Here is a 25,058-nt window from a genome sequence, read left to right on the forward strand (position 1 = left end):
GCTAGCCCACCCAGCGGTACTCGAGCTCGGGGCGCCCCCGCGTGCCGTGGCGCGGATCCTTCCGGGCCTGGCCCTGGGCGGCCAGGTGCTCCAGGTAGCGGCGCGCGGTGACCCGGCTCATCTGCAGGGCCTCGGCGACCTCCGTGGCGCTCGCCGGCGACGGCGCCGCGCGCAGGAACGTGGCGACGTCGCGCAGCGTCTCCGGCAGCAGCCCCTTGGGCAGCGGCAGCGGCCCGGAGGGGCGCAGGGTGGCCAGCGCCGCGTCGATCGCTTCCTGGCTGGTGGCCGCGTCCCCGCCGCCGAGGGCCTCCCGGTACGCCCGGTAGCCCTCCAGCTTGTCGCGGAACGCGGCGAAGGTGAACGGCTTGACCAGGTACTGGGTCACTCCCAGGGAGATGGCGGAGCGGACGATGTTCAGTTCGCGCACCGCGGTGATCGCGATGATGTCCGGCATCAGCCCCAGCCCGCGGATGCGCCGCAGCAGGTCCAGCCCGTGCCCGTCGGTGAGGTTCATGTCCAGCAGGACCAGTTGCACCGGCTCGCCGGCGGCCTGCGCCGCCTGGAGCGCCTCCAGGGCCGCCCGGGTGCTGCGGGCGGCTCCGGCCAGCGTGAAGCCGTCGAGGCGGCGCACGTAGTCCGAGTGCGCCTCGGCGGCGATCTGCTCGTCGTCCACCACCAGGACGCGGATTCCCTGGGCCATCACAGAGCCGTCCCCCCGTCCCCGCCCGGCAACGGTACGGAGGCGCCCGGCGCCTGCCGGTGCAGGGGCAGGATCACGGTGAAGACCGCGCCGCCGTCGTTCTCCGCGGTCAGGGTCCCGCCCGCGGCGGCCAGCGTGCGGCGCACCAGGGCCAGGCCGTAGCCGCGGCCGCCGGCCTCGTCGGCGGGCTTGGTGGTGGAGCCCAGCCGCATGAGTTCGTCCAGGTCCAGCGTGGGCAGGCCGGGGCCCGAATCGGCGACCGTCAGCACCGCCTCCGCCTCGTCCACCACCAGGTCCACCCACACCTGGGCGGGGTTGGATCCGGAAGCCGCGTCGATGGCGTTGTCCACCAGGTTGCCGACGACGGTGACCAGGTCCCGGGCCTGGACGGCCCCCGGCGGCAGCGTCCCGGCGCCGCTGAGGACCAGTTCGACGCCGCGCTCGTTCGCCTGCGCGGCCTTGCCCACCAGCAGGGCGGTGAGGAACGGCTCGTCGACGGCCTGGACGAAGCGGTCCGTCATCCGCTGGGACTCGGTCAGGTCGCGCGTGGCGAAGTCGAGCGCATCGTCGGTGCGGCCCAGCTCCAGCAGCGAGGCGATCGCGTGCATGCGGTTGGCGTGTTCGTGCGTCTGCGCCCGCAGCGCCTGCACCAATGTGCGCAGCCCGTGCAGCCGGTCGGAGAGGCTGCGCAGCTCGGTGTGGTCGCGCAGCGTCACCACCGATCCGCGCGGAGTTCCGCCGCGGATCGGGGCGGTGGCGCGCTGGCTGACCACCAGCAGCCGGTTGCCGGCCAGGTGCACCTCGTCGAGGGCCTCGCGGCCCTCCGCGAGCAGCTCGGCCAGCGGGCCGGGCAGTCCGAGTTCGGCGACCGGCAGCGGGGCGGAGGGCCCGCCCGGTTCCAGCCCCAGCAGCGCCGCGGCATGGTCGTTGTAGAGGACCAGCCGGCGGTTGTCGTCGAGCAGCACCAGGCCTTCGCGCAGCGAATGCAGGGCCGAATCGTAGTAGGTGAACAGGCGGCTCAGTTCGGCCGGGCCGTAGCCGGCCGTGGCACGGCGCAGGTAGCCGCTGAGCACCCAGGCCGCGACCCCGCCCAGGGCCACCGCCGCGACGGCGACCCCGGCGATCGCCGGCAGCGCGGCCGCCTGCGCGATGTTCACCGATTTCAGCGTCAGTCCGACGGCGACCAGCGCCTCCACAGGTCCGTCGCCGTCCCGGATCGGCGCGATGGCCCGTACCGACGGACCCAAGGCGCCGGTGTACTCCTCCACGTGGGTCCGGCCGGCCAGCGCCTCGTCAACGGAGCCGATGTAGGGCCTGCCGATCTGGGCGGGATCCGGGTGGGTGTAGCGGGTGCGGTCGATGTCCATGAAGGTGACGAAGTCGACCCCGGCCTCGGGCACGATCTCCTCCGCGAAGGGCTGCAGCAGCGCCGAGGGATCCTTCCGGGAGACCGCATCGATCACGAACGGGTCGTTGGCCAGGGTGGCCGCCATGCCGGTGACCCGGACCTCGACGTCGGAGCGTATCTGCTGCTCGGCGTTGCGGTAACTGGCCACGCTCACGGCAGCGGTCACGGCGGTGACCAGCACCAACTGCCAGAGGAACAGCTGGGCGGCAAGGCTGTTGGGGCCGAAGCCCCGGGCCGCCCTGGGCCTGTGCGCCGTTCCGATCCTGTCCACGCCTTAAAGAAAACCATGCCGCGCGTGAACAATATGAACGCAAACGTGAGCCGTGTCACTTTCGGGCCGACGATGGATGCAGTTCACCCCGCCCCACAAGGAGCTCCCATGGCACAGACGCCAACCCTGCTCGAAGAGGCCCCTCGTCTTCCGGAGGCCCCCAGCGAGACCCCGAAGAAGAAGGCCGACCGGACCCACTGGCTCTACATCCTGGTCATCGGTGCCGTGGTCCTGGGCGCCCTTGTGGGTCTGCTCTTCCCCGAGCTGGGCAAGGCCCTGAAGCCGCTCGGCACCGGGTTCGTCTCCCTGATCAAGATGGTCATCGCCCCGATCATCTTCTGCACCATCGCCCTCGGCGTCGGTTCCATCGCCAAGGCCGCCACGGTGGGCAAGGTCGGCGGGCTGGCCCTGCTGTACTTCATCACCATGTCCACCTTCGCGCTGGCCATCGGCCTGTTCGTGGGCAACATCATCCACCCGGGTTCCGGCCTGCAGCTGAAGCCGTACGAGGCCGCCGGCGGCGCGGAGGAGAACCCCACCGTCAAGTTCCTGCTGGAGCTGATCCCGGGCGACATCCCGGTGCTGCCGACGCTGGTCCTGGCGCTGCTGGTGGGCTTCGCCCTGCAGTCCATGGGCAAGTCCGGCGAGCCGGTGCTGGGCGCGATCCGCAACATCCAGGCCGTGGTCTTCCGCATCATGATGATGATCATGTGGGTCGCCCCGCTGGGCGCCTTCGGTGCCATCGCCGCCGTCGTCGGCGCCACCGGGTGGGCCGCGATCGGTTCCATGGCGATCCTGATGTCCGCCTTCTACATCACCTGCGCGCTGTTCATCGTGGTGGTGCTGGGCAGCCTCCTGCGGGTGGTCACCGGCCTGAGCATCTTCCGGCTGCTGAAGTACCTGGGCCGTGAGTACCTGCTCATCTTCTCCACCTCCTCCTCCGAGTCCGCGCTGCCGCGCCTGATCGCCAAGATGGAGCACGCCGGCGTGTCCAAGCCGGTCGTGGGCATCACGGTGCCCACCGGCTACTCCTTCAACCTGGACGGCACCGCGATCTACCTGACCATGTCCGCCCTCTTCGTCTCCACGGCGATGGGCATCCCGATGAACCTGGGCGAGCAGATCGGCCTGCTGGTCTTTATGATCGTCGCTTCGAAGGGCGCCGCCGGCGTCACCGGCGCCGGCCTGGCCACCCTGGCGGCGGGGCTGGCGGCGCACCGCCCCGTGCTGCTCGACGGCATGGGCGTGATCGTGGGCATCGACAAGTTCATGTCCGAGGCCCGCGCGCTGACCAACTTCACCGGCAACGCCGTCGCCACCCTGCTGATCGGCAAGTGGACCAAGGAAATCGACCTGGAGCAGTCCCGCGCCGTGCTCTCCGGCCTGCGCCCCTTCGACGAGGAGACGCTGACCGCGGACACTCACTAAACGGGCCCGGACCGCACCGGTCCACTCCCGACTGCCTCGCGTCGGCAGGCCTCCGGCACTTTCGCCGGGGGCCTGCCGCTTGCCTCGTGGCTATCGGGCACAGCCCATCCCTCTACCTCAACCTCAAGGTAAAGGCTCGCCGACACGCCGCCGTGCACAAGGGGGCCCCCGGTGCACGCTAGCCTAGAGGCTAAACACATGTCGCTAGCAAGGAGCGGAAGCGTGGTTCACACCGTGAGCGATGAACAGGCATCAACCGGACGCACGGCGGGCCTGCTGAAGGAACCGCCCGCTGTGGGACCGACCGGCCGTCCGCTGACGGACTTCCCCGTACCCGCACCGCTGGCCTCCCACGGCCCGGCCCGCGTGATCGCAATGGTCAACCAGAAGGGCGGGGTCGGCAAGACGACCTCCACCATCAACTTGGCCGCCGCGCTCGCCGAGTACGGCCGCAAGGTCCTGCTGGTGGACTTCGATCCCCAGGGTGCGCTCAGCGCCGGCTTCGGCACCAACCCGCACGAGCTGGACCTGACCGTCTACAACGTGCTGATGGACCGCAAGGTGGACATCCGCGACGCGATCCAGGCCACCGGCATCGAGAACATCGACCTGCTGCCGGCGAACATCGACCTCTCCGCCGCCGAGGTGCAGCTGGTCAACGAGGTCGCCCGCGAGCAGGTGCTCGATCGCGCCCTGCGCAAGGTCTCCGACGACTACGACGTCATCCTCATCGACTGCCAGCCCTCGCTGGGCTTGCTGACCGTCAACGCGCTCACCGCGGCGCACGGGGTGATCATCCCGCTGATCGCCGAGTTCTTCGCGTTGCGCGCGGTGGCGCTGCTGGTGGAAACCATCGAGAAGGTCCAGGACCGGATCAACCCGCGGCTGGAAGTCGACGGCGTGCTGGCCACCATGTACGACGCCCGCACGCTGCACAGCCGCGAGGTGCTGGGCCGGCTGCTGGAAGCGTTCGGGGACAAGGTCTTCGAAACCGTCATCAAGCGCACCATCAAGTTCGCCGACGCCACCGTCGCCGCCGAACCGATCACCACCTACGCCGCCAACCATCCTGGGGCCGAGGCCTACCGCAACCTGGCCCGCGAACTGATCAGCCGCGGCGGCGCCCCGTAGTGAGCGGCGCGGCCGGGCCGGCCGCCCGGCCACCGGAGGCTGGGTCCCCGGAGGCAGGGCCCCAGAAGGCAGGGCCGGCCGGCTTCGAGGTGCGGCTGGAGAACTTCTCCGGCCCCTTCGACCTGCTGCTGGGCCTGATTGCCAAGCACCGGCTGGACATCACCGAGGTGTCCCTGGCGACTGTCACCGACGAGTTCATCGCCTACATCCGCACGCTGCGCGAGCGCGAGGGCGACCGCGCCCTCGATGAGGCCACCGGATTCCTGGTGGTCGCCTCCACTCTGCTGGACCTCAAGGCGGCCCGCCTGCTGCCGGCAGGCGAGGTGGAGGACGAATCGGACGTGGCCCTGCTGGAGGCCCGCGACCTGCTCTTTGCCCGCCTGCTGCAGTACAAGGCGTTCAAGGAGGCGGCCGGGTCCCTGGCCGCCCGCTTCGCCGACGAGTCCCAGCGCTTCCCGCGCCTGGTGCCGCTGGAGCCCGGCTTCGCCGCCCTGCTGCCGGAGCTCGTCTGGTCCACCGGAGTCGAGGAGTTCGCCGCCCTGGCCGCACGGGTGCTGGCCCCCAAGCCCGCCGCCCCCACCGAAGTGGGGCTGGCCCACCTGCACGCGCCCCCGGTGAGCGTGCGCGAGCAGGCCGCGATCCTGGCCGGGCTGCTGCGCGGCGGGGGAGCGCACAGCTTCCGCGTGCTGTGCGCCGACGCCGGCTCGCCGATGGTTGTCGTGGCCCGCTTCCTGGCCCTGCTGGAGATGTTCCGCGACCGTGCCGTCGCCTTCGACCAGGCGGCCCCGCTGGGCGAGCTGATGGTGCACTGGACGGCGGGGGAGGACGGCTGGACCCCGGACGCCGTGCATGAGGAGTACGACGCCGGCCACGAGGCCGATGACCAGGAAAACACGGACCAGGAACACACGGACCAGGAATCCAGGGCCCGGGTACCCGAGGAGGACCAGTGAACACCCAGACGCAAGCGCCCGCGGATGCCACGGGGATCGCCGACCTTCCCGCCGGTGCCGTTCTCCCCGCCGGTACTGGCCTCCCCGGCGGTGCCGCGGCCGCCCTGGAGGCGGTCCTGATGGTGGTGGACGAGCCGGTGCCCGCGGCGCGGCTGGCGGCGGTGCTGGAGCTGCCGACGGCGCAGGTTGAGGACCTGCTGCGCGGCCTGCGCGACGAGTACGACGGCGCCGGCTCCGGCGCACCCCGCGGATTCGAGTTGCGGGAGGTTGCCGGGGGATGGCGCGTGTTCTCCCGGCGTGACTTTGCTCCCATCGTGGCCCGCTTCGTGCGCGACGGGCAGACGGCCCGCCTCACCCAGGCGGCCCTGGAGACGCTGGCGGTGGTCGCCTACCGCCAGCCGGTTTCGCGGGCGCGGATCGCGGCCATCCGCGGCGTCAACGTCGACTCCGTGGTGCGCACGCTGACCCAGCGTGGCCTGCTGGAAGAGGCCGGAACCGAGCCGGAAACCGGGGCGATCCTGTACCGGACCAGCTCGTACTTCCTGGAGCGGTTGGGCATCGGCAGCGTGGCCGAGCTGCCGATGATCTCGCCCCTGCTGCCCGGGCTGGAGGAACTGCACCGCTTCGAGGCCGAGGCGGCGGAGCGCCCGGAAGAGGCGTCCGCCGTGCATGGCGGCATCGAATCGCCCCTATACTAGAGAGTTTGATGCTCCCCACCGCGTGAACGATCGGTTCCGCATGGGCGCACCCGACCACCCAGACCCACCCACCGGCGCGCGGCCAAGCCACCGCCAGGTGGCCATCAACAGCGCAGCAGTAACCATAGAAGGACGTCACATGACTCAGGGATCCCGTTCCGGCTCCGGCCGCGGCGACCAGCGCCGCGGAGCGCACGGCCAGGGCGCCGGCCGAGGAAACGCCGGCGGGGGCCAATCCGGGCGCAGCCAGTCAGGCAGCAACCAGTCCGGCGACGGCCAGCGCGGGCAGGGCACCGGCCGCGGCCAGGGCGCCGGCAAGGGCACGGGCAAGCCCGCCGGAAAGGGCTACGGAGCCTCCGAGGGCAAGCCGGGCTACGGCAAGCCTGCCGCCGGCAAGGCCGGCACCGGCAAGCCGGGCGCCAAGAAGGGCGGTCCCAAGGGGGGCGCCAAGAAGGCCCCCAACCGTGGCCCCGCCGCCTTCGGCGGAGAGCGGTTCGGCCGCAACCTCGGCCCGGTGCGCGTGAATGGCCCCAAGGCGGTCCGTGCGGCCCGCCAGGCGTCCGAGGAGAACCCGTCCGAGCAGGACGGCGTGCGCCTGCAGAAGGTCCTGGCCAACGCCGGCGTCGCGTCCCGCCGCGTCTGCGAGGAGATGATCGCCGAGGGCCGCGTGGAGGTCAACGGGCAGATCGTCACCGAACTCGGGGTGCGCATCGACCCGGCGGTGGACGTCCTCCACGTCGACGGCATGCGCGTCCAGCTCAACGAGACCCTGAAGTACTTCGTCTTCAACAAGCCGCGCAACGTCGTGTCCACCATGGAGGACCCGGAGGGACGCAAGTGCATCTCCGACTTCCTGAAGAAGAAGTACGGGGCGGAACGGCTCTTCCACGTCGGCCGCCTGGACTACGCCACCGAGGGCCTGCTGCTGCTGACCAACGACGGCGAACTGGCCAACCGCCTGACCCACCCCTCCTACGAGGTGCCCAAGACCTACCTGGTCCAGGTCCGCGGGCCGATGGCGCACGGCATCGGCGCGGAGCTGAAGAAGGGCATCCGGCTGGAGGACGGCTGGGCCAACGTCGACTCGTTCAAGCTCGTCGACTCCACCCCCGGGCACGTGCTCGTGGAGGTCGTCCTGCACTCCGGGCGCAACCGCATCGTCCGCCGCCTGTTCGATGCCGTCGGCCACCCCGTCCTGCGCCTGGTCCGGGTCAAGTTCGGTCCGATCAGCCTCGGCGACCAGAAGCAGGGCACGCTGCGTCCTCTCGGGCACCAGGAGGTCGGCCACCTGCTCGCCTCGGTGGGGATGTAGCCGATGGCCGCAACACACCTGGCCGGCCCGGTGCTGGTCATCGGCACCGGGCTGCTGGGCGCCAGCATCGGCCTGGGCCTTCGCCAGCGCGGGCTGGAGGTGCGGCTGTCCGACCCGTCGCCGACCGCCCAGGGCGTCGCCCAGGACATCGGCGCCGGCACCATCGTGGCCCCGGGGGAGAAGCTTTCCCCCCAGCTGGTGGTCGTGGCCGCCCCGCCGGACGTGACCGCCGCCGTCGTCTCCCGCGCCCTGCGCGAGCACCCGGGGGCAACCGTCGTCGACATCGCCAGCGTGAAGTCCTCGATCCTGGCCGCGCTGCGCGCGGACCCGGACCTGGGGCCGGACCAGCTGCGCCGCTACGTCGGCACGCACCCGATGGCGGGCCGGGAGAAGTCCGGACCCGCCGCCGCCCGCGGCGAGCTGTTCACCGCCATGCCGTGGGTCGTCTGCGCCCACCCGGACGCGGACGAGCAGAGCGTGCGCACCGCCGCCGCCCTGGGCATCGACCTGGGGGCGACCATCAGCCGGATGGACGCTCTGGAACACGACACCTCCGTTGCGCTGGTCTCCCACTTCCCGCAGGTGGCCTCCTCGCTGATCGCCTCGCGCCTGCTCAACGCGCCGTCCCACGCGCTCGCGCTGGCCGGCAACGGGCTGCGGGACACCACGCGCATCGCGGCCTCGGACCCGAAGCTGTGGATCCAGATCCTCAGCCACAACGCCCCCCAGCTGGTCGGCATCCTGCACGGGATGCGTGAGGACCTCGACCGGCTCATCGGCACCCTGGAGGACCCCTCCGCCCCCGGGGCCCTGCTGGACCTGGCCGAACTGATGGGCGAAGGCAACGCCGGGCAGGCCCGCATCCCGGGCAAGCACGGCGCCCCGCCGCAGGCGTTCGGCGTCGTCACCGTGCTGGTCGACGACAAGCCGGGCCAGATCGCGCGGCTGCTCGCGGACGTCGGCACTGCCGGCGTCAACGTCGAGGACCTGCGCATGGAACACTCCGCCGGCCACCAGGTCGGCATGGTCGAGGTCTCCGTGGTGCCCGGGCGGCGCCAGGAGCTCATCGATTCCCTGACCAACATCGGCTGGAAGGTAGTTCAGTGACTTTGGAAAAGCTCGTCGTCGCAGTCGACGGCCCCTCGGGCAGCGGCAAGTCCTCCGTCTCCAAGGAGGCCGCGCGCCGGCTCGGCGCCCGTTACCTCGACACCGGGGCGATGTACCGCGCCGTGACGTGGCACTGCCTGGACGCCGGGACCGACCTGCACGATGCCGGCGCCGTCGCGGCCGCGGTGCGCGTGGCCGACCTGTTCATCAGCACCGACCCGGACCACGAGGAGGTGCGCATCCACGGCACCGACGTGACCGCGGAGATCCGCGAGCCGTTCGTCTCCGAGGCCGTCTCCGCCGTGGCCACCAACCTGGAGGCGCGCGCCGAACTGGCGCGCCGCCAGCGCGAGATCATCGAGGCGTCCGGCCGCATCGTCGCCGAGGGCCGCGACATCACCACCGTCGTCGCCCCCGACGCCGACGCGCGCATCCTGCTCACCGCCAGCGAGGAGGCCCGGCTGCGCCGCCGCGGCCTGCAGCTCGGCGGTACGCAGTCGGCGGAGGACCTGCAGCGCCAGGTCGTCGCCCGCGACGCGAAGGACGCCACCGTGACCAGCTTCCACGAGGCCTCCGACGGGGTTGCCACGGTCGACTCCTCGGATCTGGACTTCGAGCAGACCGTCCAGGCCGTGCTGGCCGCCGTCGCGGCCCAGGCCGTCCACGCCTGACACCCCCACCGGCCCCGGCACTGCCCGGGGCCGGCGGACGGGTCGACGTCATGCAGGGGGCCGAGGGCCCCGTGCTTCAATTGAAAGTGCTTCCGCGCCGTGCGGGAGCGGCGAACAAAGGAACCCCTGACCATGAGCGATAGCGCCGCCTACGCAGGAGAGGGCGACGAATACGTCCCCCAGGGCGAGGACCACATCGCCGAAAGGCTTGAAACGATCACCGACGAGGAGGCCGAACAGCGCGCCGCCTCGCTGCTGGCCGGACTCGAGGACTACGACCTCGACGAGGACGATGCCCGTCTGCTCGCCTACCGCGACGAGGACGAGCTCGAGGAGGAGGACGACCGCGTTCCTCCCGTGCTGGCCATCATCGGCCGCCCGAACGTGGGCAAGTCCACGCTGGTGAACCGCATCATCGGGCGCCGCGAGGCCGTCGTCGAGGACGTCCCCGGCGTCACCCGCGACCGCGTGTCCTACACCGCCGAGTGGATGGGCCGCGAGTTCACCATCGTCGACACCGGCGGATGGGAGCACGACGCCAAGGGCATCCATGCCCGCGTCGCCGAGCAGGCCGAGATCGCCGCGGACGCCGCGGACGCGATCGTCTTCGTGGTGGACTCCGCCGTGGGCGCCACCGCCACCGACGAGTCCGTCGTGCGGATGCTGCGCCGCAAGAAGAAGCCGGTCTTCCTGGTGGCCAACAAGGTCGACGACTTCGCTCAGGAGGCCGACACCGCCTCGCTGTGGGGCCTGGGCTTCGGCCAGCCGTACCCGGTTTCCGCGCTGCACGGCCGCGGCACCGCGGACCTGCTCGACGACGTCATGGAAAAGCTGCCGGAGTTCTCCGCCGCCGGCGGCCTGGTCCCGCGCGGCGGCCCCCGCCGCGTGGCCCTGATCGGCCGCCCGAACGTGGGCAAGTCCTCGCTGCTGAACAAGCTGGCCGGCTCCGAGCGCGTGGTCGTGGACAACTTGGCCGGAACCACCCGCGACCCCGTCGACGAGCTGATCGAGCTCGGCGGGCGCACCTGGCGCTTCGTGGACACCGCCGGCATCCGCCGCCGCCAGCACATGGCCCAGGGCGCCGACTACTACGCCTCCCTGCGCACGCAGAGCGCCCTGGACAAGGCGGAGGTCGCCGTCGTGCTGCTGGCCGTCGACGAGGTCCTTTCCGAGCAGGACGTGCGCATCCTGCAGATGACCATCGACTCCGGGCGCGCGCTGGTGCTCGCGTTCAACAAGTGGGACCTGCTGGACGAGGACCGGCGCCGCTACCTGGAGCGCGAGATCGACCAGGACCTGGCCCACGTGGAGTGGGCCCCGCGGGTGAACATCTCGGCCAAGACCGGCTGGCACAAGGACAAGCTGGTTCCGGCCCTGGACCGGGCCCTGGAGTCGTGGGACAAGCGCATCCCCACCGGCAAGCTCAACGCGTTCCTCGGCGAGCTCGTGGCCGCCCACCCGCACCCGGTGCGCGGGGGCAAGCAGCCGCGCATCCTCTTCGGCACGCAGGCCTCGACGCGCCCGCCGCGCTTTGTGCTCTTCACCACGGGATTCCTGGATCCGGGCTACCGCCGCTTCATCACCCGGCGCCTGCGCGAGACGTTCGGATTCGAGGGAACCCCCATCGAAGTGAGCATGCGCATCCGCGAAAAGCGGTCGCGGTCAAAGTAGCCCGAAAAGTGTTGTAGAGTATCCAAGGAGCTTTTCGCAGACGGAACCGTGGGGGAAACCCCGGGGAGAACGGCTGCGAAAATCTTCGGGCTATGGCGCAGCTTGGTAGCGCGCCTGACTGGGGGTCAGGAGGTCGTGGGTTCGAATCCCGCTAGCCCGACCACCGGAGCCCCGGACCAATTGGTCCGGGGCTCCTTTTGGTTTGTGCGCCCGTCGTTCCGGCCGGCTCCGATCTCCCTTGTGGAAAGGTGGGGGCGGTCCTAGGCTGATCCGCAACCGGGCCCGGCGAGGGGACTGGGCCGGCGGAATCCCGATGAAGGGACGGTGCCCCGATGGCGTTGGCACGCAGCATCTACGAGTTCGAGCACGAATCCTTCGGCGAACTGGTGGGGGACTTCATCCGGACCCAGGTGGCGCCGCACGCCGAGCGCTGGAACGCCAAGGGCATGGTGGACCGCTCGCTGTTCACCGCGGCGGCCGAGGCGGGCATCCTGGGCTTCGCGATTCCGGAGGAGTACGGGGGCGGCGGGGCCGAGGACTTCCGCTTCAACGCCATCATGAATGAGGAGATCTCCCGGCACCCGGTCAGCAACGGATTGTTCGGGCTCACGCTGGAAAACGACATCATCCTGCCCTACTTCACCGACCTGACCACCGAGGAGCAGAAGGAACGCTGGCTGCCGGGCCTGGCCAGCGGTGAACTGGTCACGGCCATCGCGATGACCGAGCCCGGCGCCGGCAGCGACCTGGCCGCGATCCGCACCTCGGCGGTGCGCGACGGCGACGACTATGTGGTCAACGGGTCCAAGGTGTTCATCTCCAACGGCCAGAACGCGGACCTGGTGGTCACGGTGGTGCGCACCTCGAAGGACCCGCACCACGGGCTGAGCCTGCTGGTCATCGAATCCGACCGCGAGGGGTTCGAACGCGGACGCAACCTGGACAAGATCGGCCTGCACGCCCAAGACACCAGCGAACTGTTCTTCCGGGACGTGCGCGTGCCGGCGGCGAACCTGCTGGGCGAGGAGGGGGAGGGGTTCGCCGGCCTCATGCGGCACCTGCCCCAGGAGCGGCTGGCCCTCGCGGTGGCCGCCCTGGCCGGCACCGAAGGCGTCCTGGAGCGCACGCTGGCCTACGTCAAGGAGCGCACGGCCTTCGGCAAGCCGGTTGGTTCCTTCCAGAACACGCGCTTCACGCTGGCGGAGATCGCCACCGAGGTGCAGGTCAGCCGCGCCTACATCGACGAGTGCGTCCGCCAGCACACCGCACGCGGCCTGAACAACGCGGAGGCCGCAGCGGCCAAGTGGTACACCACCGAGCAGTACGTGCGGACCGTCACCCGGTGCCTGCAGCTGCACGGCGGCTACGGCTACATGCTCGAATACCAGATTGCGCAGGACTACCTGGATTCGCGGATCACCACGATCTACGGCGGAACCACGGAGATCATGAAGGAAATCATCGGCCGGGGCCTGGGACTCTGAATCCCTCGGCGGGACCCGGGCCGGCCCCTGGCCCGTGGACCCCGAAGCCCGGACCCGCAACGAGGAAGGCAGTGCATGCTGGCAACACGCTTCACCGACGTGTTCGGAATCGAGCACCCGATCGTCCAGGGCGGAATGATGTGGGTCGGCCGGGCGGAACTGGCCGCGGCCGTCTCCGAGGCCGGGGGACTGGGCATGGTCACCGCGCTCACCCAGCCCACGCCCGCGGACCTGGTCCGCGAAATCGAGCGGACCCGCGCGCTGACCGAGAAGCCGTTCGGGGTGAACCTGACCATCCTGCCCTCGATCTCTCCGCCGCCCTACGACGAGTACCGGCGGGCGATCATCGACTCCGGGGTCGGCATCGTCGAAACCGCCGGCTCCAGCCCGGAACCGCACATGGCAGCCTTCAAGGAGCACGGGGTGCGGGTCATCCACAAGTGCACCAGCGTCCGCCACGCTCTCAAGGCCCAGGCCGTGGGCGTGGACGCGGTGAGCATCGACGGCTTCGAATGCGCGGGCCACCCCGGCGAGGACGACGTCCCGGGCCTGGTGCTGGTCCCGGCGGCCGCCGATGCCCTGAGCATTCCGTTCATCGCCTCCGGCGGCTTCGCCGACGGGCGCGGCCTGGCGGCGGCCCTGGTGCTGGGCGCGGACGGAATCAACATGGGTTCGCGCTTCCTGTGCTCGGCCGAGGCGCCGGTGGCGCAGGCCGTGAAGGAACGCATCGTCCAGGCCAGCGAACTGGACACCAACCTCATCCTGCGCCCGCTGCGCAACACCGTGCGCGTGGCCAAGAACGCGGTCAGCGACGAGGTGGTCAGGATCCTCGACGCCGGCGGCGACTTCCCGGCGGTCCAGCCGCTGGTTGCCGGGGCGCGCGGCCGCAAGGTCTTCGAGGAGGGCGACCTGGACGCCGGGATCTGGACCGTGGGCATGGTGCAGGGCCTCATCCGGGACATTCCGGCAGCCGGGGAGATCGTCCGGCGCACCGTGGAGCAGGCCGAGGAGGTCCTTTCCGCCCGGCTTTCCCTGTTCACCCGGCGCGGCATGACCTGCGGCACCACGCAAACGCCCGGCAACAGGTAGGCTAATCTGGACGAAATGGCGCTTCCGGCACGTGCCGCGGCGCAGCAGCCGGATGCCGTCCGGTGAAGTCGAATACCGATTTCTAGGGGAGGACACCAAATGGCGGGGGAATACGGCTCGGGCCTCGAGTCCGAGCGGCAAGAGTCTGCTGCGGAAACAACGAGCATCAGCCTGCCTCCGTTGGTTGGCGGTCCGGTCGTCGAAACGGCACTGGCCCCCGAGGAGCTGGCCGCCGTGGCCGCGCTCCCGGTCGGTTCCGCCCTCCTGATCGCCCACGCCGGCCCCAACGCCGGGGCGCGCTTCCTGCTCGACCAGGACGTCACCACCGCCGGGCGCCACCCGGAGGCCGACATCTTCCTCGACGACGTCACGGTCTCGCGCAAGCATGCCGAGTTCCGCCGCGTCGAGGGCGGGTTCGAGGTGGTCGACGCCGGCAGCCTCAACGGCACCTACGTGAACCAGGACCGGGTCGACTCCGTGCGCCTGCGCAACGGCTCCGAGGTGCGGATCGGCAAGTTCCGCCTCACCTTCTATGCAGGTGTCCGTCAGGCGGACGCGCCGCAGCAGGGCTGACGGTAGCAGCCGTGGTTGCCTCCGCGAACGCCCACCGGACGGCCGGGGCGGCGAGCGAGCCCTCCCGCCGGTCGGCGCTGAACATCGGGGAGGTGCTGTCCGAGCTTTCGGGGGACTTTCCCCAGATCACCGCGTCAAAGATCCGCTTCCTCGAGGAAAAGGGCCTGATCAGCCCGCAGCGCACGGCCGCCGGCTACCGCAAGTACACGGCCGGGGACATCGAGCGGCTGCGCTTCGTGCTGGCCCTGCAGCGGGACCAGTACCTGCCGCTGAAGGTCATCAAGGACTACCTCGACGCGGTGGATCGTGGCGAGGGCCCCGAGCAGCTGCCCGGCGGACTCACGCTGGCCCCGCGCGGCGTGACGGACGAACTGGCCCAGGAACTGGCCGGCCACACCCGCGCGCTGACCAAGGCCGAACTTCAGGGTGCCACCGGTGCCTCGGCGGCCCTCATCGACGAACTGCTGGCATTCGGCCTGATCGCCGAACGCGAGGAGCGCTTCGACGACGCGGCCGCCCGGGTGGCGGCGGCCAGCGCCAAGCTGGCCGCGCACGGGATCGAGCCGCGGCACCTGCGGGCTTTCCGTGCCGCGGCGGACCGCGAACTCGGCCTCGTCGAACGGGCGGTGGCGCCGCTGGCCACGCGCAAGGACGTGTCCTCGCGCGCCCGGGCGGCCGAAGCCGCCCGCGAAATCAGCGACGCCTGCCTGGCGTTACACAGCGCGCTCGTCCAGGGCGCACTCTCACGATTGGACCATTAGGTCCGTAGGAGGGCCGTAGCATGCGGAAACTCGAAGTTGTCGGTGTGCGCATCGAGCTGCCGTCGAACCAGCCGCTGGTGCTGCTCAAGGAGGCCGAGGGCCCCCGGCACCTGCCGATCTGGATCGGGGCGCCCGAGGCCTCGGCGATCGCGATGAGCCAGCAGGGCATCCAGCCGCCGCGCCCGATGACGCACGACCTGCTGGCCTCGGTCATCAAGGCCCTCGGGCGCCCGCTGCTCGAGGCCCGCCTGGTCTCCGTCCGCGAAACCGTCTTCTATGCCCAGCTTGCCTTCGAGGGCGGGATCGAGGTGGACGCCCGAGCCTCCGACGCCGTGGCGCTGGCCCTGCGCGTCGGCTGCCCGCTGCTGTGTGCGGACGAGGTCCTCGACGACGCCGGCGTGCTGGTCAGCGAGGACGGCGGCTCGAGCGAGGGTGAAGAGGCCGAACTGCGCGAGTTCCGCGAGTTCCTCGCGGAGGTCGAGCCGGAGGACTTCGACAAGTAGGTGACGGGCCGGCGACATCCGGGCGACACGCCAGATCCCAAACGTTGAAGGTCTTTGACGGGGGGCCACCCGCGCCGTACCGTCGAAGAAGTAGGTTTCCCATTGCCTGATCGGACGCCGCCTTGGCACACTGGATGGATACGCCCGTTCCGTGTCGCTGGGCGCCCCGGCCGGCCCCGCCCCCTCGGGGGAGCTTCAACAAGGAGGGTTCACGTGACTCACATCCGTGATCAGCGCGAATCGCCGGCCACTGGGCCGACTGCCAGCGGCAGCAACCAAGGGCTGCTATTCACCGAGGACCTGCCGGTACTGGATGAGGGCGCCGGCTACCGCGGCCCCATCGTCTGCAAGGCGGCAGGAATCACCTACCGCCAGCTCGACTATTGGGCCCGCACCGGACTCGTCGAACCCGCGGTGCGGGGCGCAAAAGGCTCCGGCTCCCAGCGCCTGTACAGCTTCCGCGACATCCTTGTCCTGAAGGTCGTCAAGCGCCTGCTGGACACCGGGGTGTCCCTGCAGCAGATCCGCACCGCCGTCGGCCACCTGCGCGAACGCGGCATCGAGGACCTGGCCCAGATCACCCTCATGAGCGACGGCGCGTCGGTCTATGAATGCACTTCCGCCGACGAGGTCATCGACCTGGTCCAGGGCGGCCAGGGCGTTTTCGGCATCGCCGTCGGGCGCGTTTGGCGCGAGGTCGAGGGCAGCCTGGCCCAGCTGCCGAGCGAGCACGCCGAGGTCGCCTACCCCGAGGACGAACTCAGCCGGCGCCGGGCCGCCAAGAAGTCGGCCAGCTGACGCCATCCCACGCTATCGGCGGCGGGTGCTGCACCGTTAGGTGCAGCACCCGCCGTTTTTTCGTGCCCGCACTTTCCCGCCCGGCCCCCGCCGGGGCGGGTCGAAGCGATGGTTATCGTTTGGCGGAGACGCGGCTGCGCAGGTTGCCCGAGTCGGTAACGTTGCGCAGCAGCTCGTCGAAGTGGGATGCCGCGGTGCGGGCGGCCTCGCCGGGCCAGTGGTGCACGGCGTAGGCCGCACCCTGGATCTGCTGCCAGTTCGCCTGCTCGGCGATCACGGGGGAGAGCAGCGAGGTGCCGAACATGCTCCGCATTTCATCGAGGCGGTACCGGTGTTCGGCCGACGCGGGACGGTAGCGGTTGGCCACGACGCCGGCCGTGGCCAGGTCCGGGGCGAACTCGGTACGGAACAGGTCGAGCGCGCGCATGGTCCGTTCGGTGCCCGCCACCGAAAACAGGCTGGGCTCGGCCACCAGGAGCACCCGGTTGCTGGCGGTCCAGGCCATCCGGGTCAGGCCGTTGAGCGAGGGCGGGCAGTCGATCAGCACCAGCGAATAGATGGAGGTGCGCGAGAGCAGCGTGGAAAGCCGGCGCAGGTCCCGGGCCCGCAGGTCGGGACGGTCGTAGATGCCGGTGAAGGCGGCCCCGAAGGCAACGTCCAGTACCGGAGGCCGGGTCAGGGAGGCGTCGCCCGCGGCCCGGGAGAGCCAGGAACTCGGTGCCGCCTCCGCCTCGATGTCGCCGCGGCGGGCGTTCTTGAGCAGGTGCCCGATGTCCGTGCGGCCCTCGGGACGCACGCCCAGGCCGGTGCTGGCGTCCGCGTGCGGGTCCAGGTCCACCACCAAGGTGGGAATGCCTGCCGCAAGGGCCGCGGAAGCCAGTCCCAGGGTCACCGAGGTCTTGCCGACGCCACCTTTGAGGCTGCTGATGCTCACTACCTGCACGGAACGGATCACGCCCTTATCTGTGTTGCTACCTGTAACGGCTCCCCGAAATATCATAGTGCGGACGCGCGCCCCTCCCGTGCCACGCCGGATCCGGTGGCGCGGCACCACGCCGGGCCGGGAGCAGGGCGCCCAAGTGGGCGCCGTTTCCTTATGTTCCGAATGGCGACGAAACCTGTTAGGGCTGTGGGCCCTGTCACGGTACATTGATGCCCAAGGCCGAGCGAGACCCGCTGCGCCTGGCGTCAATGGTGACTTCCCCTAGGAGGAATCCTTGCGCCGTCCTGTCCACAAAACATTTCGCAGGAGCACCATGTTTTCCAAGATCCTGGTGGCTAACCGGGGCGAGATCGCCATCCGTGCGTTCCGTGCCGGCTACGAGCTCGGGGCCAAGACGGTTGCCGTTTACCCCAACGAGGACCGCAATTCGATCCACCGCCAGAAGGCCGACGAGGCGTATCTGATCGGTGAGGAGGGCCATCCGGTCCGGGCGTACCTGGACGTTGATGAGATCGTCCGGGTCGCGAAGGAGGCCGGGGCGGATGCGATCTATCCGGGCTACGGTTTCCTGTCGGAGAACCCCGATCTGGCCCGTGCCGCGGCCGATGCCGGGATCGCGTTCATCGGCCCGCCTCCGGAGGTGTTGGAGCTGGCCGGCAACAAGGTCGCCGCGCTGAAGGCGGCCCGCGCGGCCGGGATCCCGGTGCTGGCGTCCTCGGAGCCGAGCGCGGACGTGGACTGGCTGATCGGGGAGGCCGACAAGATCGGGTTCCCGATCTTCGTCAAGGCCGTTGCCGGCGGCGGCGGGCGCGGCATGCGCCGGGTGGACACCCGCGACGCGTTGCCGGAGGCGCTGGCCGCGGCGATGCGCGAGGCCGGGACCGCGTTCGGTGACCCCACCGTGTTCCTGGAGATGGCCGTGCTGCGCCCGCGCCACATCGAGGTCCAGATCCTGGCCGACGGGGCCGGGAACGTGGTGCACCTGTTCGAGCGGGATTGTTCGCTGCAGCGCCGGCACCAGAAGGTCATCGAGATCGCCCCGGCCCCGAACCTGGACGAGAACATCCGCCAGGCCCTGTACGCGGACGCGGTCAAGTTCGCCAAGGCGCTGAACTACCAGAACGCCGGCACCGTGGAGTTCCTGGTGGACACCGTGGGCGAGCGGGCCGGGCAGCACGTGTTCATCGAGATGAACCCGCGCATCCAGGTCGAGCACACGGTCACCGAGGAGATCACGGACGTGGACCTGGTGCAGGCGCAGATGCGCATCGCCGCCGGGGAAACCCTGGAGGACCTGGGCATCCGCCAGGAGGACCTGCGCATCCGCGGCGCGGCCCTGCAGTGCCGCATCACCACCGAGGACCCGTCCAACGGGTTCCGCCCGGACGTGGGCACCATCACCGTGTACCGTTCCGCGGGCGGGTCCGGGGTGCGCCTGGACGGCGGAACCATCTACGCCGGCGCCGAGGTCTCCCCGCACTTCGACTCGATGCTGGTCAAGCTCACCTGCCGCGGCCGGGACTACCAGGCGGCCGTGGCCCGGGCCCGGCGCGCGCTGGCCGAGTTCCGCGTGCGCGGGGTCGCCACCAACATCCCGTTCCTGATGAACGTGCTCGATGACCCGCAGTTCATCGCAGGCGACGTGGCCACCGACTTCATCGATTCGCGCCCGGACCTGCTGGTGGGCAACCGCTCCCAGGACCGCGGCACCAAGGCCCTGTCCTTCCTGGCCGACGTCACGGTGAACAAGCCCAACGGCGCGCGCGTCGACGGGATCGACCCGCGCGAGAAGCTGCCCTCCTTCCCGGGCGACAAGCGCCAGGAGCCGTTCCGCTCCCCGTTCGACGAGCCCGTGGAGGTGGCCCCGGCCGCCGGCTGGCGCCAGCGCCTGCTCGAACTCGGCCCGGAGGGCTTCGCGCGCGCCCTGCGCGAACAGACGGCCGTGGCGGTCACGGACACCACGTTCCGCGACGCGCACCAGTCGCTGCTGGCCACCCGGGTGCGCACCCGGGACCTGCTCGCGGCCGCGCCGGCGTATGCGCACACGCTGCCGCAGCTGTTCTCCATGGAGGTCTGGGGCGGGGCGACCTACGACGTCGCGCTGCGCTTCCTGGGCGAGGACCCGTGGCAGCGGCTGGCCCTGCTGCGCCGGGCCCTGCCGAACATCCCGCTGCAGATGCTGCTGCGCGGCCGCAACACGGTCGGCTACACCCCGTACCCGACCGAGGTCACCGACGCGTTCGTGAAGGAGGCCGCGGCCACCGGCATCGACATCTTCCGCATCTTCGACGCCCTCAACGACGTCTCCCAGATGGCCCCGGCCATCAAGGCCGTCCGCGACACCGGCACCGCCGTGGCCGAGGTCGCGCTCTGCTACTCCGGGAACCTCCTGGACCCGGCCGAGGACATCTACACCCTCGAGTACTACCTGGACCTGGCGCAGAAGATCGTCGACGCCGGCGCGCACATCCTGGCGATCAAGGACATGGCGGGCCTGCTGCGCCCGGCCGCGGCCAAGATCCTGGTCACCGCCCTGCGCGAGCGCTTCGACCTGCCCGTGCACCTGCACACCCACGACACCGCAGGCGGCCAGCTGGCGACCCTGCTGGCAGCCGTGGACGCGGGCGTGGACGCGGTGGACGTCGCCGCGGCCTCGATGGCCGGGACCACCTCCCAGCCCTCGGCCTCGGCACTGGTCGCCGCGCTGGCGAACACCGAGCGCGACACCGGCATCGAACTCGAGGCCGCCGCCGCGCTGGAACCGTACTGGGAGGCCGTGCGCACGATGTACGCGCCGTTCGAGTCCGGCTTGGCCGGCCCCACCGGGCGTGTCTACCGGCACGAGATCCCGGGCGGGCAGCTGTCCAACCTGCGCCAGCAGGCGATCGCGCTGGGCCTGGGCGAGCGCTTCGAGGCCATCGAGGACATGTACACCGCGGCCAACCGCATCCTGGGCCGCCCGACGAAGGTCACCCCGTCCTCCAAGGTGGTCGGGGACCTGGCCCTGCAGCTGGTGGGCATGAACGTGGACCCGGACGAGTTCGAGGCCAACCCGGCCGCGTTCGACATCCCGGACTCGGTCATCCAGTTCCTCTCCGGCGAACTCGGGGACCCGGCCGGCGGCTGGCCCGAACCGTTCCGCACCAAGGCCCTGGCCGGGCGCACCATCCGCCCGCACGTGGAGGAACTCTCCGCCGAGGACTCCGAGGCCCTGGCCGCGGATTCGGCCACCCGCCGGGCCACCCTGAACCGGCTGCTCTTCGCGGGTCCGACCAAGGACTACGAGAAGACGGTCGCCGAGTTCGGTGACGTGTCCATCCTGCACACCCGCGACTACCTCTACGGGATGCGCAAGAACCAGGAGCACGTCATCCCGCTGGGCAAGGGCGTGCGCCTGCTGGTCACCCTGCAGGCCATCTCCGACCCGGACGAGAAGGGCATGCGCACCGTGATGTGCACGCTCAACGGGCAGGGACGCACCATCACGGTCCGGGACCGCAACGTCGAGTCCACGGTCAAGTCCGCGGAAAAGGCCGACGCGTCCAACGCCGGGCACGTCGCGGCCCCCTTCGCCGGGGCGGTCACCGCGACCGTCAAGGTCGGGGACACCGTCGAGGCCGGGGCGAACGTCGCGACCATCGAGGCCATGAAGATGGAGGCCGGCATCACCACCCCCGTCGCCGGCACCGTCTCCCGCCTCGCCATCGACGGCATCGCCCAGGTCCAGGGCGGAGACCTGCTGGTGGTCATCGATCCGAGCAACTCCTGATCGGAACAATTCCTGATCGGAACACTGCCTGATCGCGGCCCCTCCTGACAGGCCGCAAACCCGGGACAAAAACCCGGGCCAAAGGGGCGGGTGCACCTCGGTGCGCCCGCCCTTTTGGCGTCTCAACCCCCTGCCGCCGGTTCCCTTTCCGGCCTTGACCGGTGCGCTAGTGTGATGCTTGACATGGTCGAATGCCGTCCTCGGATGAGCGGGGGACCACAGCGAGGGGGACTACATGAGCCAAGAGAACACTGCGCCGAAGGAACCGGTGGGCGGGGAGCCTGCCGTCCCGGACCGGACACCGACGGCCGCCGGGGACGCGGGCGCCTGGGTGCCGGTGGAACAGGTGCCCGTGGAACCGGCATCCACGCCAACGCCACCCGATGCAACACCGCCCGCCGCTTCCGGGGAGGCGCATTCCAAGGAGGAGCAGCCCGGTTCCGACGACCCGTTGCCGGAGTTGGAGGGATTGCAGGAGTTGGAGGAATTGGAGGCGTTGGGGGCCTCGGTCGACGACGCCTTCGCCCACGCCGACACCCCGGCGGCCGCCGGGACGGACACGCAACGGCCCGCGGAGCCGCCGCTGCCTCCGCTCCCGCCGTCGCCGCCGTCGCTGGAGCCGCTCTACGACGTCGTTGCGGCAGGTGAGCCGGAAATCGCCACCTGGGAGCCGGAGGGCCTGCGCACCCCGGATGCCTCCCCACCGCGGTCCACCGAGTTCCCGGCTCGCGAGGCCGCCACGCGCTCCCGCACCGAGCCGTCCGAATCCGCTGCTCCCAGCGCCGTCGTCACGCCGGAACCGGCCGCCGCACTGACCGCGGAACGGCTGCTGGAGCCGCGGGTGCGTCCGCCGGTGGGCGGGTGGCGGCTGTGGCTGTACCGGGCGACCATGGGCAGGGTCAACGTCGGGGACTCCGACGTCGAACGGCTGCGGCGCATCACCGCCAACCGGATCGCCGTGCCGCTGGGGGAGGGGACCCGCTACGTGCCGGTGCTCTCCCGCAAGGGCGGGGTCGGCAAGACGACGGTGACCACGCTGCTGGGCATGGCCCTGGCGCAGGGGCGCGAGGACCGGGTGATCGCCCTGGACGCGAACCCGGACCGCGGCACGCTCAGCGACCGCTCGCCCGGCAAGGCCCGCCACACGGCCCGCCAGCTGGTGCAGAACCGGTTCATGGTGGACTCCTTTACCAAGCTTTCCAGCTATGCCGCCCGCGAGGGCTCCCGGCTGGACGTGCTCGCCTCCGACCCGGACCCGCACGTCGCCCTGGCCTTCGACGACGCTGACTACCGGGCTGTCACCGACCTGCTCTCCAAGTACTATTCGATCGTGCTGACCGATTCGGGCACCGGAATGGTCCACTCGGTCATGAAGGGGACGCTGGAGAAGGCGCATGCGGTGGTGCTGGTGTCCGGGGCCAGCGTCGACGAGGCCCGCCTGGCCTCCGAAACCCTGTCCTGGCTGGAGGCGCACGGCCGCGAGGACCTGGCCGCCCGGGCCATCGTGGTCATCAACCAGTCCCTGCACAACGGGCGGGCGGTGAACGTCGAGGAGATCGAGGCGCACTTCCGCACCCGCGCGGCCCACGTGGTGCGCCTGCCCTACGACCCGCACCTGGCCGAGGGCTCCCGCGTGGACCTGTCCCTGCTTCGCCCGGCCACCCACGACGCGGTCCACGAACTGGCCGCGCTGGTGGCCGATTCGCTCCGGGGCTAGGCACCGCAGCTCACGGCACCGCACGGCAAGACGACGACGACGGCGGCGGGCCACCTTCCTTCCGGAAGGCGGCCCGCCGCCGTCGTACCGGGTCGATCAACAGCGGTCGATCAACAGCGGACGGTCAGCGGCGGACGGTCCCGTAGATGTCCTCGAGGATGTCATCGTAGTCCTTGAGCACCTGGGCCCGCTTGATCTTCATCGACGGGGTGAGGTGGCCGGAGGCCTCCGTGAAGTCGGTGGCGACGATACGGAACTCCTTGATGGCCTCGGCGTTGGAGACGGACTCGTTGGCGGCGGCGATGATCCCGGCGACCGCCGAGCGCACCACGGGATTTTCCGCGGCCTCCTTCAGGGAGGTCGAGGCCGGCAGGTGGTGGCGCTCCAGCCAGCCCGGCAGCGCCTCCTCGTCCAGGGTGACCAGGGCGGAGATGAACGGGCGGCCGTCGCCGACCACCACGCACTGGGAGACCAGCACGTCGGCCCGGATCTGGTCCTCCAGCAGGGTCGGGATGACGTTCTTGCCGCCGGCGGTGACGATGATTTCCTTCTTGCGGCCGGTGATGCGCAGGAAGCCGTCGGCGTCGAGTTCGCCGACGTCCCCGGTGTGCAGCCAGCCGTCGGTGAACGTCTCCTCCTGCAGGTCCGGGCGGTGGTGGTAGCCGCGCATCACGCACACGCCCCGGGTGAGGACCTCGCCGTCGTCGGCGATGCGCACCGCGTTGCCGGGAAGCGGCGCGCCGACGGTGCCGATCTTGATCAGCGCCGGGGTGTTCACCGAGATCGGCGCGGTGGTTTCCGTCAGGCCGTAGCCTTCCAGGATGGTGACGCCGATGCCGTGGAAGAAGTGCCCCAGCCGTTCGCCCAACGGGGCGCCGCCGGAGACCGCGTACTCCACGCGCCCGCCCATGGCCTCGCGGATCTTGTGGAAGACCAGCTTGTCGAAGATCTTGTGCTTGAGCGCCAGCGGGAGCGGGACCTTGCCGGCCTGTTGGGCCCGGGACCAGGCGACGGCGGTGTTCGCGGCGGCGTGGAAGATCTTGCCCTTGCCGCCGTCCTCGGCCTTGAGCATGGAACTGTTGTAGACCTTCTCGAACACGCGCGGCACGGCCAGGATGAAACTCGGGCTGAAGCTTTGCAGGTCAGGCAGCAGGCTCTTCACGTCCGGGGTGTGGGCCACGTTCACCCCGGAGGCCACGGCCAGCACGGAGATGAACCGGGCGAACACGTGGGCCAGCGGCAGGAACATGATGGTCGAGGCGCCGGGGGCCAGGACCTCGGGCAGGGCCAGGCGCGCGTTCTCGGACAGCTCCACGAAGTTGGAGTGGGTCAGTTCGCATCCCTTGGGGCGGCCCGTGGTGCCGGAGGTGTAGATGATGGTGGCCAGGCTCTCCAGGGTGAGGGACCCGCGACGCTCCTCCAGTTCCGCGTCGCCGACGGACGCGCCGGCCTCCCGCAGCGCATCCAGGCCGTCGCCCTCGATCTGCCAGACGTGGCGCAGCGCGCCCAGGCCTTCCTGCTGGGCGGCCAGGAGCACGGCGTCCTCGTGCCGTGGCCCCTCGACGACGGCGGCGACGGCGGCGGAGTCGCCCAGGATCCAGGCAAGCTGGCTGGGGGAGGAGGTCTCGTAGACGGGGACGGAGACGCACCCGGCGAACCAGATGGCGAAGTCCACCAGGGTCCACTCGTAGCGGGTGCGGGCCATCAGTCCCACCCGGTCTCCGGCGTTCAGGCCCTTGGCGATGAGGCCCTTGGCCAGCAGGGACGCATCGGCGGCGAATTCCACGGCGCGCACGGGGGTCCAGCCGCCCTGGCCGTCGGGCCGGGAGAAGAGCACCGGGTTGGCCGGGGAAGCGGCCTGCCGCAGGACGAAATCCGTGGCGTTGGTCTCCGGAGGGCTGGTCACCAGTGGGGGAACGCTGATCTCGCGCACATCGGCTCCTTCGGTTGGTTTGTCCTGCTCGGTGTTGGCGGTGTTGGCGGTGTTGGCTGTGTTGGCTGTGTTGGTGTTGTCTGGGCCGGCGCTGCGGCGGTCGGGGTGCACGTCTGGTCTGGTCAGCGGGGCCTGAGG

The 25,058-nt window shown here is 70.7% G+C and carries 20 protein-coding genes and 1 tRNA gene; 17 read left to right on the forward strand and 4 right to left on the reverse strand.

The window, feature by feature from the left end; genetic code table 11:
* Position 1: 1 nt before the first annotated feature.
* Together ABD912_RS09805 and ABD912_RS09810 are read right to left on the reverse strand one after the other, a co-directional pair.
* The gene (locus ABD912_RS09805) at positions 2–700 is read right to left on the reverse strand and encodes a response regulator (protein WP_345150428.1); all 699 of its coding nucleotides are present in this window, start codon (positions 698–700) and stop codon (positions 2–4) included.
* Positions 700–2,379: a sensor histidine kinase gene (locus ABD912_RS09810; protein ID WP_345150429.1), complete on the reverse strand. Its 1,680-nt coding sequence runs from the start codon at positions 2,377–2,379 to the stop codon at positions 700–702. Before ABD912_RS09810 ends, ABD912_RS09805 begins: the two co-directional genes overlap by 1 nt.
* Positions 2,380–2,487: 108 nt before the next feature.
* On the opposite strand from ABD912_RS09810, the gene ABD912_RS09815 reads away from it, so the two are divergent.
* The 15 genes from ABD912_RS09815 (at position 2,488) to ABD912_RS09885 (ending at position 16,558) form a co-directional block, all read left to right on the forward strand.
* Positions 2,488–3,807, forward strand: a complete 1,320-nt coding sequence (locus ABD912_RS09815) for a cation:dicarboxylate symporter family transporter (RefSeq protein ID WP_345150430.1) — start codon at positions 2,488–2,490, stop codon at positions 3,805–3,807.
* 234 nt (positions 3,808–4,041) lie between these two features.
* Positions 4,042–4,938 (forward strand): ParA family protein, encoded by an 897-nt coding sequence (locus ABD912_RS09820; RefSeq protein ID WP_345150755.1) that lies wholly within the window; start codon positions 4,042–4,044, stop codon positions 4,936–4,938.
* Complete coding sequence (locus tag ABD912_RS09825; RefSeq protein WP_425548044.1) at positions 4,938–5,891, forward strand: segregation and condensation protein A; 954 nt, start codon at positions 4,938–4,940, stop codon at positions 5,889–5,891. Before ABD912_RS09820 ends, ABD912_RS09825 begins: the two co-directional genes overlap by 1 nt.
* Positions 5,888–6,589, forward strand: a complete 702-nt coding sequence (gene scpB / locus ABD912_RS09830; RefSeq protein WP_425548045.1) for an SMC-Scp complex subunit ScpB — start codon at positions 5,888–5,890, stop codon at positions 6,587–6,589. The genes ABD912_RS09825 and scpB overlap by 4 nt, the downstream gene beginning before the upstream one ends.
* A gap of 139 nt (positions 6,590–6,728) precedes the next feature.
* Positions 6,729–7,901 (forward strand): pseudouridine synthase, encoded by a 1,173-nt coding sequence (locus tag ABD912_RS09835; protein WP_345150433.1) that lies wholly within the window; start codon positions 6,729–6,731, stop codon positions 7,899–7,901.
* A gap of 3 nt (positions 7,902–7,904) precedes the next feature.
* Complete coding sequence (locus tag ABD912_RS09840) at positions 7,905–9,008, forward strand: prephenate dehydrogenase (RefSeq protein WP_345150435.1); 1,104 nt, start codon at positions 7,905–7,907, stop codon at positions 9,006–9,008.
* The gene (gene cmk / locus ABD912_RS09845) at positions 9,005–9,679 is read left to right on the forward strand and encodes a (d)CMP kinase (protein WP_425548046.1); all 675 of its coding nucleotides are present in this window, start codon (positions 9,005–9,007) and stop codon (positions 9,677–9,679) included. The genes ABD912_RS09840 and cmk overlap by 4 nt, the downstream gene beginning before the upstream one ends.
* A gap of 132 nt (positions 9,680–9,811) precedes the next feature.
* On the forward strand, positions 9,812–11,350 hold the full coding sequence (der, locus tag ABD912_RS09850) for a ribosome biogenesis GTPase Der (RefSeq protein WP_345150437.1): 1,539 nt from the start codon (positions 9,812–9,814) through the stop codon (positions 11,348–11,350).
* Positions 11,351–11,436: 86 nt separating this feature from the next.
* Positions 11,437–11,513, forward strand: a tRNA-Pro gene (locus tag ABD912_RS09855).
* A 169-nt stretch (positions 11,514–11,682) separates the two neighbouring features.
* Positions 11,683–12,834 carry an acyl-CoA dehydrogenase family protein gene (locus ABD912_RS09860; protein ID WP_345150439.1) on the forward strand — a complete coding sequence of 384 codons (1,152 nt, stop codon included), beginning with the start codon at positions 11,683–11,685 and terminating at the stop codon, positions 12,832–12,834.
* 75 nt (positions 12,835–12,909) lie between these two features.
* Positions 12,910–13,923 (forward strand): NAD(P)H-dependent flavin oxidoreductase, encoded by a 1,014-nt coding sequence (locus ABD912_RS09865; RefSeq protein ID WP_345150442.1) that lies wholly within the window; start codon positions 12,910–12,912, stop codon positions 13,921–13,923.
* 99 nt (positions 13,924–14,022) lie between these two features.
* On the forward strand, positions 14,023–14,496 hold the full coding sequence (locus ABD912_RS09870) for an FHA domain-containing protein (RefSeq protein WP_345150444.1): 474 nt from the start codon (positions 14,023–14,025) through the stop codon (positions 14,494–14,496).
* Between the two features lie 11 nt (positions 14,497–14,507).
* Positions 14,508–15,257, forward strand: coding sequence for a transcriptional regulator FtsR (ftsR, locus tag ABD912_RS09875; protein WP_425548047.1), 750 nt, complete (start codon positions 14,508–14,510; stop codon positions 15,255–15,257).
* A 20-nt stretch (positions 15,258–15,277) separates the two neighbouring features.
* On the forward strand, positions 15,278–15,760 hold the full coding sequence (locus tag ABD912_RS09880) for a bifunctional nuclease family protein (RefSeq protein WP_345150446.1): 483 nt from the start codon (positions 15,278–15,280) through the stop codon (positions 15,758–15,760).
* Between the two features lie 222 nt (positions 15,761–15,982).
* Entirely contained in the window at positions 15,983–16,558 is a 576-nt protein-coding gene (locus ABD912_RS09885) for a MerR family transcriptional regulator (protein WP_345150760.1), read from the forward strand.
* Positions 16,559–16,670: 112 nt separating this feature from the next.
* On the opposite strand, the gene ABD912_RS09890 is transcribed toward ABD912_RS09885, so the two are convergent.
* Positions 16,671–17,501 carry a ParA family protein gene (locus ABD912_RS09890; protein WP_345150761.1) on the reverse strand — a complete coding sequence of 277 codons (831 nt, stop codon included), beginning with the start codon at positions 17,499–17,501 and terminating at the stop codon, positions 16,671–16,673.
* A gap of 313 nt (positions 17,502–17,814) precedes the next feature.
* Here ABD912_RS09890 and ABD912_RS09895 point away from each other — a divergent pair, with 313 nt between their 5' ends.
* Together ABD912_RS09895 and ABD912_RS09900 are read left to right on the forward strand one after the other, a co-directional pair.
* Positions 17,815–21,270 (forward strand): pyruvate carboxylase, encoded by a 3,456-nt coding sequence (locus ABD912_RS09895; protein WP_345150448.1) that lies wholly within the window; start codon positions 17,815–17,817, stop codon positions 21,268–21,270.
* Between the two features lie 235 nt (positions 21,271–21,505).
* Positions 21,506–22,987, forward strand: a complete 1,482-nt coding sequence (locus ABD912_RS09900) for a nucleotide-binding protein (protein WP_345150450.1) — start codon at positions 21,506–21,508, stop codon at positions 22,985–22,987.
* Between the two features lie 124 nt (positions 22,988–23,111).
* Here the strand turns inward: ABD912_RS09900 and ABD912_RS09905 are convergent, their stop codons facing one another.
* Positions 23,112–24,920 carry an AMP-dependent synthetase/ligase gene (locus ABD912_RS09905; protein ID WP_345150452.1) on the reverse strand — a complete coding sequence of 603 codons (1,809 nt, stop codon included), beginning with the start codon at positions 24,918–24,920 and terminating at the stop codon, positions 23,112–23,114.
* Positions 24,921–25,058: the final 138 nt, after the last annotated feature.

Source organism: Arthrobacter ginkgonis, from assembly GCF_039540195.1.
GTDB lineage: Bacteria > Actinomycetota > Actinomycetes > Actinomycetales > Micrococcaceae > Zafaria > Zafaria ginkgonis.

What these genes read in the sequence shown, in the direction of transcription:
- ABD912_RS09805 (WP_345150428.1), bottom strand. Translation starts at nt 700, where the DNA reads ATGGCCCAGGGAATCCGCGTCCTGGTGGTGGACGACGAGCAGATCGCC.
- ABD912_RS09815 (WP_345150430.1), top strand. Translation starts at nt 2,488, where the DNA reads ATGGCACAGACGCCAACCCTGCTCGAAGAGGCCCCTCGTCTTCCGGAG.
- ABD912_RS09835 (WP_345150433.1), top strand. Translation starts at nt 6,729, where the DNA reads ATGACTCAGGGATCCCGTTCCGGCTCCGGCCGCGGCGACCAGCGCCGC.
- ABD912_RS09840 (WP_345150435.1), top strand. Translation starts at nt 7,905, where the DNA reads ATGGCCGCAACACACCTGGCCGGCCCGGTGCTGGTCATCGGCACCGGG.
- der (WP_345150437.1), top strand. Translation starts at nt 9,812, where the DNA reads ATGAGCGATAGCGCCGCCTACGCAGGAGAGGGCGACGAATACGTCCCC.
- ABD912_RS09860 (WP_345150439.1), top strand. Translation starts at nt 11,683, where the DNA reads ATGGCGTTGGCACGCAGCATCTACGAGTTCGAGCACGAATCCTTCGGC.
- ABD912_RS09865 (WP_345150442.1), top strand. Translation starts at nt 12,910, where the DNA reads ATGCTGGCAACACGCTTCACCGACGTGTTCGGAATCGAGCACCCGATC.
- ABD912_RS09870 (WP_345150444.1), top strand. Translation starts at nt 14,023, where the DNA reads ATGGCGGGGGAATACGGCTCGGGCCTCGAGTCCGAGCGGCAAGAGTCT.
- ABD912_RS09880 (WP_345150446.1), top strand. Translation starts at nt 15,278, where the DNA reads ATGCGGAAACTCGAAGTTGTCGGTGTGCGCATCGAGCTGCCGTCGAAC.
- ABD912_RS09895 (WP_345150448.1), top strand. Translation starts at nt 17,815, where the DNA reads ATGTTTTCCAAGATCCTGGTGGCTAACCGGGGCGAGATCGCCATCCGT.
- ABD912_RS09900 (WP_345150450.1), top strand. Translation starts at nt 21,506, where the DNA reads ATGAGCCAAGAGAACACTGCGCCGAAGGAACCGGTGGGCGGGGAGCCT.